The sequence below is a fragment of the Streptomyces sp. NPDC087420 genome (assembly GCF_044744165.1).
GTDB lineage: Bacteria > Actinomycetota > Actinomycetes > Streptomycetales > Streptomycetaceae > Streptomyces.
The window spans coordinates 193259-211702 of sequence record NZ_JBIUXU010000014.1; the positions used below are offsets into that span (position 1 = coordinate 193259).

Here is an 18444-nt window from a genome sequence, read left to right on the forward strand (position 1 = left end):
ACGGCTCGGCCTGATGGCCCTGCCCGTCGTGTTCTTCGCGGTCTTCTTCGCCTATCCCGTCACGGCGATCGTGGGCCGGGGGCTGCGGACCGGCGGGGTCTGGCAGTTCGGCCGCGTCGGTGACGTGCTGAGCCGCCCCGACATCCTCGGCGTCCTGTGGTTCACCACCTGGCAGGCCCTCGCCTCCACGGCGCTCACCCTGGTCGTCGCCCTGCCCGGCGCGTACGTCTTCGCGCGCTTCGACTTCCCCGGCAAACAGCTGCTCCGGGCCGTCGTCACCGTGCCGTTCGTCCTGCCGACCGTCGTCGTCGGCACGGCCTTCCTCGCCCTGCTCGGGCGCGGCGGACTCCTCGACGAACTGTGGGGCGTCCGGCTCGACACGACCGTCTGGGCGATCCTCCTCGCGCACGTCTTCTTCAACTACGCGGTGGTCGTACGGACCGTCGGCGGCCTGTGGTCCCAGCTCGACCCGCGCCAGGAGGAAGCCGCGCGAGTGCTCGGCGCGAGCCGCCTCGCGGCGTGGTGGCGGGTGACCCTGCCCGCCCTCGGGCCCGCCGTCGCGGCCGCCGCCCTCATGGTCTTCCTCTTCACCTTCACCTCCTTCGGTGTCGTGCAGATCCTCGGCGGTCCCGCCTACTCCACGCTGGAGGTGGAGATCTACCGGCAGACCGCGCAACTCCTGGACCTGCCCACGGCCGCCGTGCTGACCCTCGTCCAGTTCGCCGCCGTCGGCGCGATCCTGGCGGTGCACGCCTGGACGGTACGGCGGCGGGAGACCGCGCTGCGCCTGGTCGACCCCGCGCTGACGGCGCGCCGCCCGAAGGGGCCGGGGCAGTGGACGCTGCTCCTCTGCGTACTCGGTGTGGTCCTCGTCCTGATCCTGCTCCCGCTCGGGGTGCTGGTCGAGCGCTCCTTCGACGGCCCCGGCGGATACGGCTTCGCCTTCTACCGGGCGCTCACCTCCGTGGGGTCGGGCGGCACCTTCCTCGTCCCGCCGCTGGACGCCGTGCGGAACTCCCTGGAGTACGCGGTGGTCGCCACGGCGATCGCGCTGCTCGTGGGCGGGCTGGCCGCCGCCGCGCTGACCCGGCGCGCGGGCCGGCTCGTCCGCGGGTTCGACGCCCTGCTGATGCTTCCGCTGGGCGTCTCCGCGGTGACCGTCGGCTTCGGATTCCTGATCACCCTCGACAAGCCGCCGCTGGACCTGCGGGCCTCCTGGATCCTGGTGCCGCTCGCCCAGGCGCTGGTCGGGGTGCCCTTTGTCGTACGGACCATGCTGCCCGTGCTCCGGGCGGTGGACGGCCGGCTGCGCGAGGCGGCGGCGGTGCTCGGCGCGTCGCCGCTGCGGGCCTGGCGCGAGGTCGATCTGCCGTTGGTACGACGGGCGTTGCTCGTCGCGGCCGGGTTCGCCTTCGCGGTCTCGCTCGGCGAGTTCGGCGCGACGGTCTTCATCGCCCGGCCCGACCGGCCGACGCTGCCGGTGGCCGTGGCGCGGCTGCTGGGCCGGCCCGGGGAGCTCAACTACGGGCAGGCGATGGCCCTGAGCACCGTACTGATGGCGGTGTGCGCGGTGTCGCTGCTCGTGCTCGAACGTATCCGTACCGACCGCTCGGGGGAATTCTGATGACGCTGCTCAGCCTCGCGGGGGTGACGGTACGGTTCGGCGACCGCAAGGCGCCGCGAACCGCGCTCGACGCGGTCGACCTGGAGATCGCCGAGCACGAGATCGTGTGTGTGCTGGGACCGAGCGGCAGCGGCAAGTCCACGCTGCTGCGGGTGGTCGCCGGGCTCCAGGACGTCGACGGCGGACGGGTGTCGCTCGACGGCGCGGACCAGGCGGGGGTGCCGGTGCACCGGCGGGGGGTGGGCCTGATGTTCCAGGACCATCAGCTCTTCCCGCAGCGTGACGTGGGCGGCAATGTCGCCTTCGGGCTGCGGATGCGGGGGGTTTCGCGGGACGAACAGGCCCGGCGCGTCGAGGAGTTGCTCGACCTCGTGGGGCTGCCGGGGGCCCGTGGCCGGGCCGTCTCCTCGCTCTCGGGCGGTGAGCAGCAGCGGGTCGCGCTGGCGCGGGCGCTCGCCCCGCGTCCCCGGCTGCTGATGCTGGACGAGCCGCTGGGCCAGCTCGACCGCAGCCTGCGGGAACGGCTGGTGGTCGAACTGCGGGGCCTCTTCGGGCGGTTGGGCACGACGGTGCTTGCCGTCACCCATGACCAGGGCGAGGCGTTCGCCCTCGCGGACCGGGTGGTGGTCATGCGCGACGGGCGCATCGCGCAGACCGGGACGCCGCTGGAGGTCTGGCAGCGGCCGGCCTCCGCGTTTGTGGCGCGCTTCCTGGGCTTCGACAACGTGGTGCCGGCGACGGTTTCGGGTGCGTTCGCGGATACGCCCTGGGGGCGGATTTCGGTGCCCGCGGGTTCCGCGCAGGGCGCGGTGACGTTGCTGGTGCGGCCGGGCGGGGTCCGTCTGTCGCCCGCCCCCGACCCGGCGGCCGGGCTTCGCTGCACGGTGGAGGCGCGTACATTCCGGGGGAGCCGGGTGGTGGTTGTGCTCCGGCCTGACGCGGTGCCGGTGCCGGTGCCGCTGCCGCTGCTGGAGGCGGAATGTGATGTGCGCGAGGCGCCGTTGGAGGGCGCTGAGGTGGGCGTGACGTTCGCGGTGGAGGACGTGATGGTGCTTGCCCCTGCCGGGTGATCGTTGCGGTTGCTTGTCCTTCGTTTTTGGCGTTTGCCCGGTGCGGTGGGCGCGGCTTACTGCTTGTCCTCAATCGCCGGACGGGCTGGGTTTGTCGTGGTGACGGGGGGCGGGGCCTCCGGAGGTACGTATGTCCGGACTGCATGTTTTACGTCGCGTTCAACCGGTCCAATTAGCAACGGTCGCCATGCGACACAAAACACGCTTTACGTCCGGACACACGCACCTCCTCCGACCCCACCCCCCTCACGCCGGGGGTGAAGTGAACGACCCCGCCCGCCCCGGAGCGGGCCGGGTAGTAACGCGGGCCTGGAAGGGGGACGGGCAGGGGTCGTGTCCGGAACGTAAAGCGTGTTTTGTGTCGCATGGCGAACGTTACGCAATTCGGAGTTGCTGAACGCGACGTAAAACATGCAGTGCAGGACACGACCCCTGCCCGGCCCCCGGCGACAACCCGCACCCGAAAAGCCAGCCCGCAGCGGGCACAACCAAGCCCGTCCGGCGATTGAGGACAACACGGACCGCAACCCGGTCACCGGGGCAATCAGCCGGCCGTCAGGGCCACCAGCGCCGCCGGGACCTCCTCCACGGAGTCGACGAGAACGATCCGCGGCTCCATGGACCGACGTCGCGCCAGCGACGAAAGCAGGGGCCACGCAGGCAACCTCTCCGTCCAGTGCTCCCGGTCCACCAGGACCATCGGCGTCGGCTCACCCCGCGACTCGTAATAGTTCGGCGTCGCGTTGTCGAAGATCTCCTGGACCGTCCCCGCCGCGCCCGGCAGGAAGATCACGCCCGCGTTGCACCGGGCCAGCAGCCCGTCCTCGCGGGTGGCGTTGGCGAAGTACTTGGCGATGTGCGCGGCGAACGCGTTCGGCGGCTCGTGGCCGTAGAACCAGGTCGGGATGCCCACCGACTCCTCGCCCTTGGGCCACCGCGCCCGCACGTCGAAGGCCGCCTGGGCCCAGTCGGAGACGGACGGGACGAACGACGGGGTCTCGGCGAGGAGTTCGAGGGCCTCGTCCAGCATGTCGTCGGGGTGGGGCGCGGCGTACGCGCCCAGGTTCGCCGCCTCCATCGCGCCCGGCCCGCCCCCGGTCGCGACGGTCAGCCCGGAACGGGTCAGGGCACGGCCCAGGCGCGCCGCCCCCGCGTACGCGTCCGTGCCACGGGCCATCGCGTGCCCGCCCATCACGCCCACCACCCGCGCGCCGACGAGCAGTTCGTCCAGGGCGTCGGAGATCGCATCGTCGTGCACCGAGCGCAGCATGGAGGCGAAGATGTCGCCGTCCGACTTGGTGCGCTGGAACCACGCGTAGGCCCGCGCGTCCGGCGTGGCGTCGTACCCGTGGTCCGCGAGCCCGTCGAAGAGCTGGTCGGGGGAGTACAGCAGCCCCCGGTACGGGTCGAAGGGGAGGTTCGGCACGGGCGGGAACACCATGGCCCCGTCGGCGCGGACCTTGGCCAGGGCGGCGGCCTCCATGGGGCAGCCGAGGAAGACGGCGCCGGAGGTCTCGGTGGCGATCAGGGTGTCCGTACGGCCGGTCAGGTCCACGGACTGGAGCCGGAAGCCGTCGAGCTTCCCGCCGGTTTCGACGATTCTGCGGTCGAACTCGTCGAGGGTCTCTATCTCCCGGTCCGTCGGCTGCGGTTGGAGGTCATCGCCATTCACCATGGCGTCACGATAGCGGCCGGTCCTCCACACCGTCCGCCCCGCCCGCACTCAGTGCCGCCCCGCCTCCCGCGCCCGCTCCACGGCGGCGCGCGGCCCGTCCGTGAAGGGGGCGCCGTGCCCGGGCAGGACAAGCGCCCCGGCCGGACCGGACAGCAGGTCGAGCGAGGCGAGGGCGGCGGCGCTGTTGTGGGTGAACCCGCGCGCGACGAGCGTCGGTCCGGTGTGGCCGGTGAGGCCGTCGTACGTGACCAGCGCGTCCCCGGTGAAGAGGAGCCCGCGCTCCGCGAAGAGGTAGGCGGTGCTTCCCGGGGTGTGGCCGGGCACGGGGACGGCCCGCGGGCCGCCGGGCAGGGTGGCGGGCAGCCCGGCCGCGCCGAAGCGGTGCGCCTTCTCGACCGCCGGGGCGGTGAACGCGCCCCCGCGCGCCAGGTGCAGCGGGGCGCCGAGCGCGGCGGGCCGCCGCAGCAGGTACGGCAGCAGGCTCCGCTCCGGTTTGGCGTGCCGCATCGCGCTGCGGGGTCCGTCGCCCAGGCTCGCGGCGTCCCTCTCGTGGATCCAGATCTCGGCGCCGGCCCGCCGCAGCCGCTCGGCCAGGCCGGTGTGGTCCGGGTGGGCGTGGGTGAGGAGGACGGCCCGGATGTCCCCCGGCGTGCGGCCGAGTCGCTCCAGGACGGCCTGGAGTCCGCCGAAGTGGCGGGGGAGTCCGGTGTCGACGAGCGTGAGGCCGTCCTCGTCCTCGACCAGGTAGAAGTTGACCGTGTTGTCGCCCAGACGGTGGACGCCGGAGGCGATCTCGGTGCGGGTGGGGCCCGTGCTGCCGGGGGCCGGCTTTGTCATGGATCCTCCTGGGGGAATATTGATTACAGTTCACTGTACTTAATGTCGAACGAAGAAGGCACCCGCCCGATGGCCGAACCTCAGCGCCGCCCGTACGACTCCACCCGCCGCCGCGCCGCCGCCCGCCGGACCCGGGCCCTGATCCTCGACGCCTGCCGGGAGCTGCTCTTCCGGGACGGCTACCGGGCCACCACCGTCCGCGCCGTGGCCGAGCGGGCCGGGGTCTCGCCCGAGACGCTCTACAAGACGTTCGGCAGCAAGGCGCAGCTCATGAAGGCGCTCTGGGACGTCACGCAGGCCGGCGACGACGAACCCCTCGCCATGGCCGAGCGGCCCGTCCTCCAGGAGGTGCTGCGCACCCGCGACCCGTACCCGAAGCTCAGGCTGTACGCGGGGTTCGTACGGGGCGTCCATGAACGGCTCGCCCCCCTCTTCACGCTGCTGACCTCGGCCGGCGGCGAGGTGGCCGAGCTGCTGGCCGAGGCGGAGGAGGAGCGGCTCACCGGGATCACGGCCTTTGTCGGGCACCTCGCGACCGTGGACGTGCTCCCCGCCGGCGCGGATCGCGCGTACCTCGTGGACGCGTGCTGGGTCCTCACCGGCCCCGACCTCCACCAGCGGCTCACGGTCGCGCGCGGCTGGGACGCGGAGACGTACGAGAGGTGGCTGGCGGACACGCTGTCCGCGACGCTGCTGTCCCCCGACGGCCGGGCGTGACCCTCAGACCGTCAGGGGGACGGCCGCCAGGGACGCCACCGCCCACGTCAGCGGTACGAAGACCGCGATCAGGGTCGCGGTCCTTACCGCCGCCGCCGTACGGAGCATCGCCGCCGGGGCGCCCTGCCGTACCAGCTCCTCCGTCGTCGTCGCCCGCGCCTGGCGGGACTCCAGCGCCGCCGTCAGCAGGGTCGCCGCCGTGCAGCCGATGACCAGCCCCGCGCCCAGCCCGGTCAGCGGGCCGAAGGGGCGTTCGTCGCCGGGCCCGTACAGACTCGCCGCCGCGAACGCGCCGGAGACCACCGCGCACAGCACGCCCAGCGGACGGCCGATCCGTCCGGCCTCGCTCATCAGCGTGCGGCCCGCCAGCAGCCGGACCGCGCCGGGGCGCAACGTCTGGAGCAGCCAGCCGCACAGATGGGTGATGCCGGGCCCGGCCAGCGCGAGGCCGACCGCGGTGAGCGCCCAGCCGGCCAGCACGCCCGCCGAGCCGCCGTCGAAGCGGCCGGGCAGCGGCAGCGCGCCCGCGTTCCCGTTCCGGCTCGCGTACGTCTCCACCGCGAGGCCCGCCGCCGTGAGCGCGAACCCCCACGGCAGCCCGCCCGGCGCGGACGCCGGGGCGAACGCGTCGGGCCGCATGGGTTTTTCCTCGCCCGCGTCCGAGGCCCCGGTCGCCGTCCCCGTACCGCCTTCGGACCTGGCGGCCGCAGGGGTGGGGCGCGGCCGCAGCGCCAGTCCCGCGGCGACGGTCGCCAGCACCGGCGCCGCCGCCAGCAGGGTCAGCGCCGCGCCCAGCGGCAGCGGCCGGTCCGCGGAGAGCAGGTCGGCCGCCGCGCCGTCGAACGGCATGCCCGTCAGATCGCCGCGCAGGTGCAGGAAGACGAGCAGCGCCACCGCGCTGCCGAGGGTGGTGGCCACGGCCGTCGACACGACGGCCAGCACCGTGAGCCGGGCCGGGCCGAGGCCGACCGCGGACAGTCCGCTGCGCGGCCGGGTGCTCGGGTCGGTCCTGGCCACCGCCACCGAGAACTGGATCGTGGCGGCCAGCGGGACCAGGCACCACAGCAGTCGCAGATAGGACCCGGCCGGATGGCCCAGCGCCCAGCCGAGCGTGCACAGCAGCAGGAAACCGACCCCGGCGGAGGCCGCGGCGACCAGCAGCCGGCGCAGCAGGACCAGCGGGTGGGTGCCCCGGGTCAGACGGAGAGAGAGCACGCGTCCTGGCCTTCCGCCTCGGACGGCTGGAGGGAGCCCACCCGGCGGCCGTCGAGCAGCGAGACCGTACGGTCGGCGAGGGTCGCGACCTCCGCGTCCAGGGTCGCCAGCACCACGGTGATGCGGTGCGAGCGGGCGGCGGTGGTCAGCGTACGGAGCACCTGGGCCCGGTCCGCCTGGTGCAGGGGCGCGGTCGGTTCGTCGGCGAAGAGCACCGACGGCTTGGTCACCAGGGCCCGGGCGACGGCGACCCGCTGGCGCTGGCTCTGGAGCAGGGCGTGCGGTCGTTTACGGGCGCACGCGCCGATGTCCAGGCGCTCCAGCCACTCCATCGCGGCGGTCTTGGCCGCGCGGTGGCCGGCGCCACGCATCAGCAGCGGCAGGGCGGCGTTCTCCCAGGCGCTCAGCTCGGGGACGAGGCACGGCTCCGGGTCGATCCAGCTGAAACGGTCCCGGCGCAGGCGTTCGCGCAGGACCGCGTTCATGGTGTGCACGGGCGAGCTGTTGAACCAGACCTCGCCCTGGTCCGGCACCAGTTGGCCGGACAGACAGCGCAGCAGTGTCGACTTGCCGCTGCCGCGCGGGCCGTTCACGGCGAGGATGTCGCCCTCGCGCACGCCCAGCGAGACACCGGTGAGGGCGGGCGAGCCGTTGTGGGAGTAGTGCAGGGAACGAGCCCAGAGCACGTCGTTGTCCGGCGGGGCCACCATGGCGCACACCTCCACCTCGGTCGGATCGGTCTCTCGGCACGGTAGGTAACCCGGACCGGTGCGCGCACAGCACACGGCCCGGATGCCACCCTTCTCACTCGAAAGGGGGCACCCGGGCCGTCGATACGATCAGGCGATGGTCAGAGCTTCGTCCACGCCTCCGTCAGCACCGACCGCAGGATCCCCTCGATCTCGTCGAACGTCGACTGGTCGGAGATCAGCGGCGGCGCCAGCTGGACCACCGGATCCCCCCGGTCGTCGGCGCGGCAGTACAGGCCGCGGTCGAACAGCTCCTTGGAGAGGAACCCGTACAGGACGCGCTCGGTCTCCTCGTCGGTGAACGTCTCCTTCGTCGCCTTGTCCTTCACCAGCTCGATGCCGTAGAAGAACCCGTTGCCGCGGACGTCGCCGACGATCGGCAGGTCGTGGAGCTTCTTGAGGGTGTCGAAGAACGCGCCCTCGTTGTCGAGGACGTGCTGGTTGAGGCCCTCGCGCTCGAAGATGTCGAGGTTGGCCAGGCCCACCGCGGCCGAGACCGGGTGGCCGCCGAAGGTGTAGCCGTGCAGGAAGGTGTTGTCACCCTCGTAGAACGGCTCGGCGAGCCGGTCGGAGATGATGCAGGCACCGATCGGGGAGTAGCCCGACGTCATGCCCTTCGCGCAGGTGATCATGTCCGGTACGTAGTCGAACTTGTCGCACGCGAACATCGTGCCGAGCCGCCCGAACGCGCAGATGACCTCGTCGGAGACGAGCAGCACGTCGTACTGGTCGCAGATCTCGCGGACCCGCCGGAAGTACCCGGGCGGGGGAGGGAAGCAGCCGCCCGCGTTCTGCACCGGCTCCAGGAAGACCGCCGCGACCGTCTCGGCGCCCTCGAAGAGGATCTCCTGCTCGATCTGGTCGGCGCACCAGCGGCCGTACGCCTCGGGGTCGTCCCCGAATATCGGCGCGCGGTAGATGTTGGTGTTGACGACCTTGTGCGCGCCGGGGACCAGCGGCTCGAAGGGCGCCTTGAGCGCGGGCAGTCCGGTGATGGACAGGGCGCCCTGCGGGGTGCCGTGGTAGGCGACCGCGCGGGAGATGACCTTGTACTTGGTCGGCTTGCCGGTCAGCTTGAAGTACTGCTTGGCGAGCTTCCAGGCGGTCTCGACCGCCTCACCGCCGCCCGTGGTGAAGAAGACCTTGTTGAGGTCGCCGGGCGCGTAGTGGGCCAGCCGCTCGGCCAGCTCCACCGCGTTCGGGTGGGCGTACGACCAGATCGGGAAGAACGCCAGCTCCTGCGCCTGCTTGTAGGCGGTCTCGGCCAGCTCGTGACGGCCGTGGCCGGCGTTGACCACGAACAGACCGGAGAGGCCGTCGAGGTAGCGCTTGCCCGTGTCGTCGTAGATGTAGGTGCCCTCGCCCCGCACGATGGTGGGCACGGGTGCGTTCTTGTACGACGACATGCGGGTGAAGTGCATCCACAGGTGGTCGTACGCGGTCTTGGAGAGGTCCTTGCTCACGACTATCGGGTTCCCCACATGTAGGTCTGCTTCTTCAACTTGAGGTAGATGAAGCTCTCGGTGGAGCGCACGCCGGGGAGCGCGCGGATCCTTTTGTTGATCACTTCCAGCAGGTGTTCGTCGTCCTCGCAGACGATCTCCACCATCAGGTCGAAGGAGCCCGCGGTCATCACCACGTACTCGCACTCGTCCATCGCCGCCAGCGCGTCGGCCACCGCGTCCATGTCGCCCTCGACGTTGACCCCGACCATCGCCTGGCGCCGGAAGCCGACGGTCAGCGGGTCGGTGACGGCGACGATCTGCATCACGCCCTGGTCCAGCAGCTTCTGGACCCGCTGGCGCACGGCCGCCTCGGAGAGTCCGACGGCCTTGCCGATCGCCGCGTAGGAGCGCCGGCCGTCCTCCTGGAGCTGTTCGATGATCGCGAGGGACACGGCATCGATGGAGGGGGAGGATCCGTTCCCGGTCCTGGACTCTGGTCTGGGATCTGCGCTGCGACTGGCCACGCAGCTCACTGTGCACTGCGACTCGACGGTCCCGCAACCCTGTAGCGATGAAATTCGTTGTTACGGGACCCCAGGAGAACCGAATCCGAAGTTGATGGGGGTCGGGCCTGTCGAAAGCGTCGACCGAGCGATTAGGCTGGGTGTCTCACCCACCGGACACCGGGCACCAGACCATTGACCGCAGGACAACAGGACATCTGACAGGAGGGTGGCAGTGACCACCGAACCGCGCCGTCTGCGTAACTACATCAACGGGGAGTTCCGGGACGCCGCCGACGGGCGGACCATCGAGGTGGTCAACCCGGCCACGGGCCAGGTGTACGCCACGTCGCCGCTCTCGGGCCAGGCCGACGTCGACGCCGCCATGGAGGCCGCCGCGGCCGCCTTCCCGGCCTGGCGCGACGCCACACCCGCCGAGCGCCAGAAGGTCCTGCTCACGATCGCGAACGCCGTCGAGGAGCGGGCGGAGGAGCTGATCGCGGCCGAGTCGGAGAACACGGGCAAGCCGCTGGAGCTGACCCGTACCGAAGAGATCCCGCCCATGGTCGACCAGATCCGCTTCTTCGCGGGCGCCGCCCGGATGCTCGAAGGCCGCTCGGCCGGCGAGTACATGGAGGGGCTGACCTCCTTCGTACGGCGCGAGCCCCTCGGCGTCGTCGCGCAGGTCGCGCCGTGGAACTACCCGATGATGATGGCCGTGTGGAAGTTCGCGCCCGCCCTCGCGGCCGGCAACACGGTCGTGCTCAAGCCGTCGGACACCACCCCCGCCTCGACGCTGCTCCTGGCGGAGATCATCGGCGCGATCGTCCCCAAGGGCGTCTTCAACGTCCTGTGCGGCGACCGGGACAGCGGCCGGCTGATGGTCGAGCACCCGACCCCGGCGATGGCCTCCATCACCGGTTCCGTACGGGCGGGGTCCCAGGTCGCCGCGTCGGCGGCCAAGGACGTCAAGCGGGTCCACCTGGAGCTGGGCGGCAAGGCGCCGGTGGTCGTGTTCGAGGACGTCGACATCGCGAAGGCCGTCGAGGACATCGCGGTGGCGGGGTACTTCAACGCGGGCCAGGACTGTACGGCCGCCTGCCGGGTCCTCGTCCACGAGTCGATCCACGACGAGTTCGTGACGGCCCTCGCCAAGGCCGCCGCCGACACCAAGACGGGCGCGGCGGACGACGAGGACGTGCTCTACGGGCCGCTCAACAACGCGAACCAGCTCGCGCACGTCTCGGGCTTCATCGAGCGCCTGCCCGCGCACGCCAAGGTCCAGGCGGGCGGCCACCGCGTCGGTGAGCAGGGGTACTTCTACGCCGCGACCGTCGTCTCCGGGCTCAAGCAGGACGACGAGATCGTCCAGCACGAGGTCTTCGGCCCCGTCATCACCGTCCAGTCCTTCACGGACGAGGAGCAGGCCGTCGCGTACGCGAACGGCGTCGACTTCGCCCTCGCGTCCTCCGTGTGGACGAAGGACCACGGCCGTGCGATGCGGATGTCGAAGGCGCTGGACTTCGGCTGTGTCTGGATCAACACGCACATTCCGCTGGTCGCCGAGATGCCGCACGGCGGGTTCAAGCAGTCCGGGTACGGCAAGGACCTGTCCGGGTACGGCTTCGACGACTACACCCGTATCAAGCACGTCATGACGTCGCTCGACAGCTGAGATCCGGTGTGGACGCCCGGTCGCCGACGGCGACCGGGCGTTCGCTTGTGCCGTTACGCGGACGGCTCCCCGAACGCCGCCACCATCAGCGACAGCGCCCTCGGGTTCATCCCCTCACCCTTCGCGTCCGTCGCGTTGACGCTGTACACCAGCGTGCGCGAGAGGTCGCGCGTCGCGGCGATCGCCGTGGTGTACCCCCAGCGGCTGCCGGTCTTGCCCCACACCTGACGGCCCCCGAGCGTGATGACCGACAGCCCCGCGCTGTACGCCGCCGGCTCGTCCGAGCCGTACAGGCGCACGGACCCGCCGGGCAGCGTGAACATCTCCGCCAGTTGCGGCCGGGGTACGACCCGCCCCCGGAACAGCGCCTGGACGAAGCGCTCCAGGTCCGCCGTGCTGGAGATGAGGTCGCCCGCCGCCCAGGACTCCGTGGCGCCCCACACCGTCACGTCGCGCAACTCCGTACCCCCGCCGGGGCGCGGGAAGGTCTGGTAGCCGTGGTTGTGCGGGCCGCTGATCCGCGGATCGGCGCCGGGGAAGTACGTGTCGCGCAGCCCGAGCGGCCGCAGCACGCGGCGGGCGGCCTCCTCGGCGTAGGGGCGGCCCGTGACCTTCTCGGTCAGCAGGCCCAGCAGGGTGTAGTTGATGTTGAGGTAGTGCTGCTGCTCGCCCGGTGCGAACTCCGGCTCCTCCGCGAGGGCCGAGGCGGCCATGTCCTTCGGGTCGTGGAGGTCGAAGCGGTGCGCGTACCGCTCCTCAGGGGTGCTCCCCGGCAGGTCGGCGGCCGGGATCCCGCTGGTGTGGTTGAGCAACTGCCGTACGGTCACCTGCCCGTACGTCTCCGGGACCAGGTCCGGCAGGTAGGAGCGGACCGGGCGGCCGAGGTCGACCTTGTGCTCGGCGGCCAGCTGGAGCACCACGGCGGCCGTGAACACCTTTGTCACCGAACCGGCCCGGAAGCGGGCGTGCGGGTCGGCGGGGGCGCCCGAGGCCAGGTCGTGCACGCCCGCGCTGCCGCGCCAGACGCCGTCCGTGCCACCGACCCGGACGAGCGCGGCGGTCGAGTCGGCGTCCGGCAGCCCGGCGAGGGCGGCGCGCAGGGCCGCGGCGTCGGGGGTGTCGGTGCGGGCGTCAGCACCGGCCACGTGCCGCGAGCTGTCCGCCGTGGCGAGCGCGGCCGGGGGACCGGCCGCGATCCCCAGGATCAGTGCGGCGGCCAGGGCGGTTCTGGTACGGGCGTTCATGGCGTGGTCTCCAGGTGAGGGGGCCGACTGGCTGGCACCACTCATCCTGGGGAACGCGGCGCCCCGGCGGATCGCCGGAGCGAGCGGTTCCCGGCCTCTCAATCCCTCGCCGGTACGGGGGAGCCGGCGGCCCGCTCTCCCCCGCCGGAGGGACGGCCCGCGACGACCAGCCCCGTCTCGTACGCGCGGATGACCGCCTGGATCCGGTCCCGCAGCCCCAACTTCGCCAGCACATGGCCCACATGCGTCTTCACCGTGTGCTCGCTCACGGTGAGGGCGGCGGCGATCTCCGCGTTCGACAGGCCCCGCGCCAGATGGAGGAGCGTCTCGCGCTCACGGGCCGTCAGGACACCGAGCTCCGCACCGGGCGGGGCCGCCGCCGCCCGGGGCCGCCGTACGTACTCCTCGACCAACCGCCGCGCCACCGACGGCGCCAGCAGGGAGTCGCCCGCCGCCACCACCCGTACCGCGTGCACCAGATCGTCCCGCCGGACGTCCTTGAGCAGGAAACCGCTCGCGCCCGCGTGCAGCGCCTCGTACACATACGCGTCGGAGTCGAAGGTCGTGAGCATGACGGTCCGGCAGCCGCCCGCCGCCGTGATGGCCCGGCACGCCTCGATGCCGTCCGTCCCCGGCATCCGGATGTCCAGCAGCGCCACCTCGGGGCGCAGCCGCCGGACGGCCTCGACGGCCTGCGCGCCGTCGCCCGCCTCCGCCACCACCTCGATGTCGGGCTGCGCCTCCAGGATCATCGCGAACCCGCTGCGCACCAGCTCCTGGTCGTCCGCCACCACCACCCGGATCGTCAACGCCCCACCTCCGCCCGGGAGTCTACGAGTGGCGGGGGGAGGGGACGAGTGGCGCGGGGGCGGGTACGAGCGGCCCGGGGGCGGGTACCAGCGGCAGCCGTACCGCCAGCCGGAACCCCACACCCTCCGGACCCGCGCCCGCCGTGACCGTGCCGCCGTGCGCGGCCACCCGCTCGCGGACCCCGACCAGACCGTGCCCCGTGGAGTCGCCGGGGCCGCGCCCGTCGTCGGTGACCGTGACCTCCAGGGCGTCGGGGCCGTACTCCAGCCGGACCAGGACGGAGCCGGCGGCGGCGTGTCTGACCACATTGGTCAGCGCCTCCTGGACCACCCGGTAGAGCGTGGCCTCCGTGTCCAGGGACAGCGGCCCCGGCTGCCGCCCCGCCGTCACGTACCCGATCTCGATCCCGCCCGCGGCGACCCGCTCCACCAGCCCGGGAAGCTCCGCCAGGGACGGCTGGGGGTGCAGCGGCGCAGACCCCTCCGACGCCGGACGCCGGGGGTGCTCGTCGCGCAGCACGCCCAGCATCCGGCGCAGCTGCACCATCGCGTCGCGGCCCGTCTCCGAGATCGCGTCGAACGCCGCCTCGGCGCGCTCGGGCGCCGTCCGTACCGCCACCGGACCCGCCTCCGCCTGGACGATCATGATACTGACGGCGTGCGAGAGGATGTCGTGCATCTCCCGGGCGATACGGGCCCGTTCCCGCGCGGTCGCCTGCTCCGCCTCGATCCGGTTCGCCCGCTCCAGCTGCGCCGCCCGGTCCTCGACGGCCGCCGTGTAGTCCTGGCGGATCCGGGTCAGCCGCCCGAAGCCGTACGCCGCGCCGAACACGAGCAGCGAGAACAACAGCTCCCTCGCCTCACCGGAGTTGAGCGCCACGGACGGGAAGATGAGCACGAGCGTCAGGGCGGCCGTGGGCAGACGCCTGCGCGCCGGGGAGAGCGCGGCCACGGTGTAGACCGCCAGCAGCGCGGTGTACGGGAGCGTCTGGCCCGGGCCGTCCCAGGTGAGCTCGTACAGGGCCTGCGCCGCCAGCACGGTCAGCAGGACGGTCACCGGGGCGCGCCGCCGCCACACCAGCGGCAGGACGCTCAGGGTCGTCAGGCCGTACGCGGGCCAGTCGGCCGGCGGCAGCGAGGCGGCGCGCGGGACGACGAACGGGATGGTCACCGCGGCCTGGACGAGCAGGGCGATCCCGATGTCCACACCCCAGGCGCCCGCCCGGCCGCGCGGCCGGGCCGCCACCCCCGGCCACCGTGGCCCGCGCGCCGGGCCGCGCGAGGCGTTCAGGGCTTGCGCCCCACCACGCCGAACTGCGCGACCTCGCCCACGCCGTCCTCCACGCTCGGCTCCGGACGCCAGCGCGAGCAGGACACGAGGCCGGGCGGCAGCAGCTCCAGGCCGCTCAGCAGCGACAGGACCTTCGAACGGCCGCGGGCCACGATCCGCGGTGACGCGTGCTCGTTCCAGAACCGCATCGCCTCCGCGTTCCCGCCGCCGCCCAGCTCCAGCGTGGGGTGCGTGAGGACCAGATAGCTGCCGGACGGTACGGCGTCCATCAGGCGGCCCACGATCGAGCGCGCCTCCACCGTGTCCATGACGAAGTTCAGGATCCCCAGCATCATCACCGCGACCGGACGGCGCAGGTCCAGGGTCGGTTCGACGGCCGCCAGGATCCGCTCGGGGTTGTGGACGTCGACGTCCAGGTACGTGGTGGCTCCCTCGGGCGTGCTGGTGAGCAGCACCCGGGCCAGGGCCAGCACGGTCGGGTCGTTGTCGACGTACACGACCCGCGACTCGGGGGCGATCCGCTGGGCGACCTGGTGGGTGTGGTCGGCGGTGGGCAGCCCGGTGCCGAGGTCCAGGAACTGCCGTACGCCCAGGTCCCGGGTCAGGTGGGTGACCGCGCGGCCGAGGAACGCCCGGTCCGCGCGGGCGACCTCACCGATGGACGGATACATGCTGGTGACTTGGTCGCCCACCGTACGGTCGACCGGATAGTTGTCCGTGCCGCCCAGCCAGTAGTTCCAGACACGGGCGTTCTGCGCGACGTCGGAACGTACGCCTTCCGGGAGGTCCTGGTCGGTCACGACTGCTCCAGGTGAGAGGCCGGGTGGGACGGGGAGGGCGGGGCGGGGCGCGCGGCGCGGCCCACCAGGCCGGCCAGGACGTCGATCCGGTTGGTGGTGATCGAGTCGACGCCCCGTGCGATCAGCCGCCGCATGGAGCGTGCGGTGTCGACGGTCCAGGCGGAGACCAGCAGGCCGTCGCGGTGGTTGCGGTCGGCCAGCTCCTGGCTGACCAGGCCGAAGCGGTAGTTGAGCCAGCGCGGCCGCACGGCGTCGAGCAGCGCGGGGCGGGGCGGGGCGACCGTGGTCCACGTCATCGCGATCTCCGCGTCCGGGTCCGCCGCGCGGACGGCGAGCATCGTGGTGGGGGACGCGCAGTAGTACACCCGGTCGGCGGCCCCGCCGTCCCGTACCGTCCCGACGACGGTACGGACCGCCGCCGCGGAGGCTCCCGGGAGATCGATCATCAGCCGGGCGCCGGGCAGCGCGACCAGCGCCTCGGCGAGGGTCGGCACGCCGCCGCGGGTGTGCTCGCGCACCTCGTCGTGGGTCAGGCCGGCCAGCGGCCGCTCGTCCGCCCACAGCCGCTCCAGCGTGGAGTCGTGGAGCAGGACGGGCACGCCGTCGCGGGTCAGCCGTACGTCGAACTCGACGGCGTCCGCCCCCCGCGCCAGCGCGGAGCGGAGCGAGGGGAGGGTGTTCTCCCGGATCCGGTACGGATCACCCCGGTGCCCCACGGCGACGACGGGCCGCCCGCCCTCTATGTCCGGCTTCGTGTCCGGTCCTGTCTGCCCTGCTCGTCCTGCCCGCCCGGCCTGCTCGTGTCGCTCGTCCCGCTTCGTGCGCATGGGAGCAATTGTGGCCACAGGCGGCCCTCAGCGCGCCAGCCAGGCGGAGGTGTACGTGTCGATCTCGGCGATCAGCCGCTTCTTGCCGTCCGCGTCGAGGAAGGACGCCTCGACGCCGTTCCTGGCCAGGCCGGCCAGGCCGCGCTCGTCCAGGCCTAGGAGGTGTGCGGCCACGCCGTACTCCTGGTTGAGGTCCGTGCCGAACATCGGCGGGTCGTCGCTGTTGACCGTGACCAGCACGCCGGCCGCGACCATCTCCTTGACGGGGTGCTCGTCGAGGTCGGCCACCGCGCGGGTCGCGATGTTGGACGTCGGGCACACCTCCAGCGGGATGCGGTGCTGGGCCAGGTGCGCCAGCAGCTCCGGATCCTGGACGGAACTGGTGCCGTGCCCGATGCGCTCGGCGCGCAGGTGGCGCAGCGCGTCCCAGACCGTCCCGGGCCCGGTCGTCTCCCCGGCGTGCGGCACGGAGTGCAGGCCCGCGTCGATCGCCCGGTCGAAGTACGGCTTGAACTGCGGCCGGGGCACACCGATCTCGGGACCGCCGAGACCGAACGAGACCAGGCCCTCGGGGCGCAGGTCCACCGCCAGCCGCGAGGTCTCCTCGGCCGCCCGGAGCCCCGCCTCGCCGGGGATGTCGAAGCACCAGCGCAGTACGACGCCCAGCTCGGCCTCCGCCGCCTTCCTGGCGTCCTCGATGGCCTCCATGAAGCCCACCTCGGGGATGCCCCGGCTGGTCGAGCTGTACGGCGTGACCGTCAGCTCGGCGTACCGGATGTTCTGCCGGGCCATGTCACGGGCGACCTCGAAGGTCAGCAGCCGGACGTCCTCCGGCGTGCGGATCAGGTCCACGACGGAGAGGTAGACGTCGATGAAGTGCGCGAAGTCGGTGAACGTGAAGTAGTCGACGAGCGCCTCGGGGTCGGTCGGCACCTTCGAGTCCGGGTGGCGGGCCGCCAGTTCGGCCACGATGCGCGGCGAGGCGGAACCCACGTGGTGGACGTGCAGCTCGGCCTTGGGCAGACCCGCAATGAAGGGGTGCAGATCGGTCATCGTGGATCCTCCGGGGGTGGCGCGGGTACGGCGGCGGACGGCGCCGGAGGGGCGGGGTGTCCGCCGTCTGCCCAGGGCCGCTCGGGTCGGGGAACATGGTAGGCCGGGCCGTTCGCGCGCCCGGAGGGGCCTTAGCATGACGGGACGACATAGGGGGGACCATGCCGGACCAGAGTGACCAGCCGCCGGGCGGCTTCGAGGAGAACGATCCCTGGGCACCGCCGGAGCGGCGCGTACCGCTGGACAAGCAGGCGCCCGGATCGGTGCACGACCAGCCCACGGTGATCGGTGGACCGCCGCCCGCCGCCGTACCCCCGCCGCCGCCCGCGCCCGGCGGCCCCGGCGGCGGTGCGCCCGGTCCGTACGGCTACCCCGGCGCGCCGTCCGGCGCGGTCCCGCCGCAGCCCGGCGCTCCGTACGGCTCGCCGTACGCCACCGGGACGGGCGGGACCCACGACACCGGGGCCGGCCACGGCTACCCGGCGGCGGGACCGCCCACCGGGACGACCCACGCCGGCTACCCCGCCGGGTACTCCACCGGCGGCTACATCGCTCCGTACCCCGGCTACGGAGCGGGCGGCTGGCAGCAGGCTCCCGCCAACGGGATGGGCGTCACGGCGCTGGTGCTCGGCATCGTCGCGCTGGTCGTCGGCTGCTTCTGGGGCCTCGGGATCATCCTCGGTGTCCTCGCCCTGGTCTTCGGCGTCATCGGCCGCCGCAAGGCCCGCAGGGGCGAGGCGACCAACGGGGGTGTGGCGCTGGCGGGGGTCATCCTCGGCGCCGTCGCGACCGTGCTCGGCGCGCTGTTCCTCGCCCTCCTCATCTGGGTGGTGAACACCGACGAGGGCACGGACTTCACCGACGAGGACCCGTTCTCCACCTCGTCCGTGGTGCTCGTGACCCCCTGACC

Annotated in this window: 17 protein-coding genes; 5 read left to right on the plus strand and 12 right to left on the minus strand. The window is 72.7% G+C overall.

The genetic code is table 11. The features are described 5' to 3' along the window. Positions 1-13: 13 nt before the first annotated feature. Together ACIO1C_RS28455 and ACIO1C_RS28460 are read left to right on the plus strand one after the other, a co-directional pair. Positions 14-1624 carry an ABC transporter permease gene (locus ACIO1C_RS28455; RefSeq protein WP_401868708.1) on the plus strand — a complete coding sequence of 537 codons (1611 nt, stop codon included), beginning with the start codon at positions 14-16 and terminating at the stop codon, positions 1622-1624. Positions 1625-1629: 5 nt separating this feature from the next. Continuing rightward, positions 1630-2694 carry an ABC transporter ATP-binding protein gene (locus ACIO1C_RS28460; protein WP_401868711.1) on the plus strand — a complete coding sequence of 355 codons (1065 nt, stop codon included), beginning with the start codon at positions 1630-1632 and terminating at the stop codon, positions 2692-2694. Positions 2695-3238: 544 nt separating this feature from the next. On the opposite strand, the gene ACIO1C_RS28465 is transcribed toward ACIO1C_RS28460, so the two are convergent. Then, positions 3239-4369, minus strand: a complete 1131-nt coding sequence (locus ACIO1C_RS28465; RefSeq protein WP_401868508.1) for an LOG family protein — start codon at positions 4367-4369, stop codon at positions 3239-3241. A 48-nt stretch (positions 4370-4417) separates the two neighbouring features. Further along, positions 4418-5206 carry an MBL fold metallo-hydrolase gene (locus ACIO1C_RS28470; protein WP_401868511.1) on the minus strand — a complete coding sequence of 263 codons (789 nt, stop codon included), beginning with the start codon at positions 5204-5206 and terminating at the stop codon, positions 4418-4420. Between the two features lie 42 nt (positions 5207-5248). Here ACIO1C_RS28470 and ACIO1C_RS28475 point away from each other — a divergent pair, with 42 nt between their 5' ends. Further along, positions 5249-5923 carry a helix-turn-helix domain-containing protein gene (locus ACIO1C_RS28475; protein WP_401868512.1) on the plus strand — a complete coding sequence of 225 codons (675 nt, stop codon included), beginning with the start codon at positions 5249-5251 and terminating at the stop codon, positions 5921-5923. Positions 5924-5926: 3 nt separating this feature from the next. Here ACIO1C_RS28475 and ACIO1C_RS28480 read toward each other — a convergent pair whose 3' ends face one another. The 4 genes from ACIO1C_RS28480 to ACIO1C_RS28495 form a co-directional block, all read right to left on the minus strand. Next, positions 5927-7138, minus strand: coding sequence for a hypothetical protein (locus ACIO1C_RS28480; protein WP_401868515.1), 1212 nt, complete (start codon positions 7136-7138; stop codon positions 5927-5929). Beyond that, complete coding sequence (locus ACIO1C_RS28485) at positions 7120-7848, minus strand: ABC transporter ATP-binding protein (protein WP_401868517.1); 729 nt, start codon at positions 7846-7848, stop codon at positions 7120-7122. The genes ACIO1C_RS28480 and ACIO1C_RS28485 overlap by 19 nt, the downstream gene beginning before the upstream one ends. Before the next feature lie 140 nt (positions 7849-7988). Continuing rightward, complete coding sequence (locus ACIO1C_RS28490) at positions 7989-9368, minus strand: aspartate aminotransferase family protein (protein WP_401868519.1); 1380 nt, start codon at positions 9366-9368, stop codon at positions 7989-7991. After that, complete coding sequence (locus tag ACIO1C_RS28495) at positions 9353-9856, minus strand: Lrp/AsnC family transcriptional regulator (RefSeq protein ID WP_401868521.1); 504 nt, start codon at positions 9854-9856, stop codon at positions 9353-9355. The genes ACIO1C_RS28490 and ACIO1C_RS28495 overlap by 16 nt, the downstream gene beginning before the upstream one ends. A 214-nt stretch (positions 9857-10070) precedes the next feature. Here ACIO1C_RS28495 and ACIO1C_RS28500 point away from each other — a divergent pair, with 214 nt between their 5' ends. After that, positions 10071-11510: a gamma-aminobutyraldehyde dehydrogenase gene (locus ACIO1C_RS28500; RefSeq protein WP_401868524.1), complete on the plus strand. Its 1440-nt coding sequence runs from the start codon at positions 10071-10073 to the stop codon at positions 11508-11510. Between the two features lie 53 nt (positions 11511-11563). On the opposite strand, the gene ACIO1C_RS28505 is transcribed toward ACIO1C_RS28500, so the two are convergent. The 6 genes from ACIO1C_RS28505 to ACIO1C_RS28530 all read right to left on the minus strand — a co-directional run bounded on the left by ACIO1C_RS28505 (position 11564) and on the right by ACIO1C_RS28530 (position 17534). Then, entirely contained in the window at positions 11564-12754 is a 1191-nt protein-coding gene (locus tag ACIO1C_RS28505; RefSeq protein WP_401868526.1) for a serine hydrolase domain-containing protein, read from the minus strand. A gap of 98 nt (positions 12755-12852) precedes the next feature. Continuing rightward, complete coding sequence (locus ACIO1C_RS28510) at positions 12853-13563, minus strand: response regulator (protein WP_401868528.1); 711 nt, start codon at positions 13561-13563, stop codon at positions 12853-12855. A gap of 22 nt (positions 13564-13585) precedes the next feature. Next, the gene (locus ACIO1C_RS28515) at positions 13586-14809 is read right to left on the minus strand and encodes a sensor histidine kinase (RefSeq protein ID WP_401868531.1); all 1224 of its coding nucleotides are present in this window, start codon (positions 14807-14809) and stop codon (positions 13586-13588) included. Positions 14810-14850: 41 nt separating this feature from the next. Beyond that, entirely contained in the window at positions 14851-15654 is an 804-nt protein-coding gene (locus ACIO1C_RS28520; protein ID WP_401868534.1) for an SAM-dependent methyltransferase, read from the minus strand. Beyond that, the gene (locus ACIO1C_RS28525) at positions 15651-16481 is read right to left on the minus strand and encodes a glycerophosphodiester phosphodiesterase (RefSeq protein ID WP_401868536.1); all 831 of its coding nucleotides are present in this window, start codon (positions 16479-16481) and stop codon (positions 15651-15653) included. Before ACIO1C_RS28525 ends, ACIO1C_RS28520 begins: the two co-directional genes overlap by 4 nt. Before the next feature lie 27 nt (positions 16482-16508). Beyond that, the gene (locus ACIO1C_RS28530) at positions 16509-17534 is read right to left on the minus strand and encodes an adenosine deaminase (protein ID WP_401868539.1); all 1026 of its coding nucleotides are present in this window, start codon (positions 17532-17534) and stop codon (positions 16509-16511) included. 161 nt (positions 17535-17695) lie between these two features. Here ACIO1C_RS28530 and ACIO1C_RS28535 point away from each other — a divergent pair, with 161 nt between their 5' ends. After that, positions 17696-18442, plus strand: a complete 747-nt coding sequence (locus ACIO1C_RS28535; RefSeq protein ID WP_401868541.1) for a DUF4190 domain-containing protein — start codon at positions 17696-17698, stop codon at positions 18440-18442. Positions 18443-18444 lie beyond the last annotated feature (2 nt).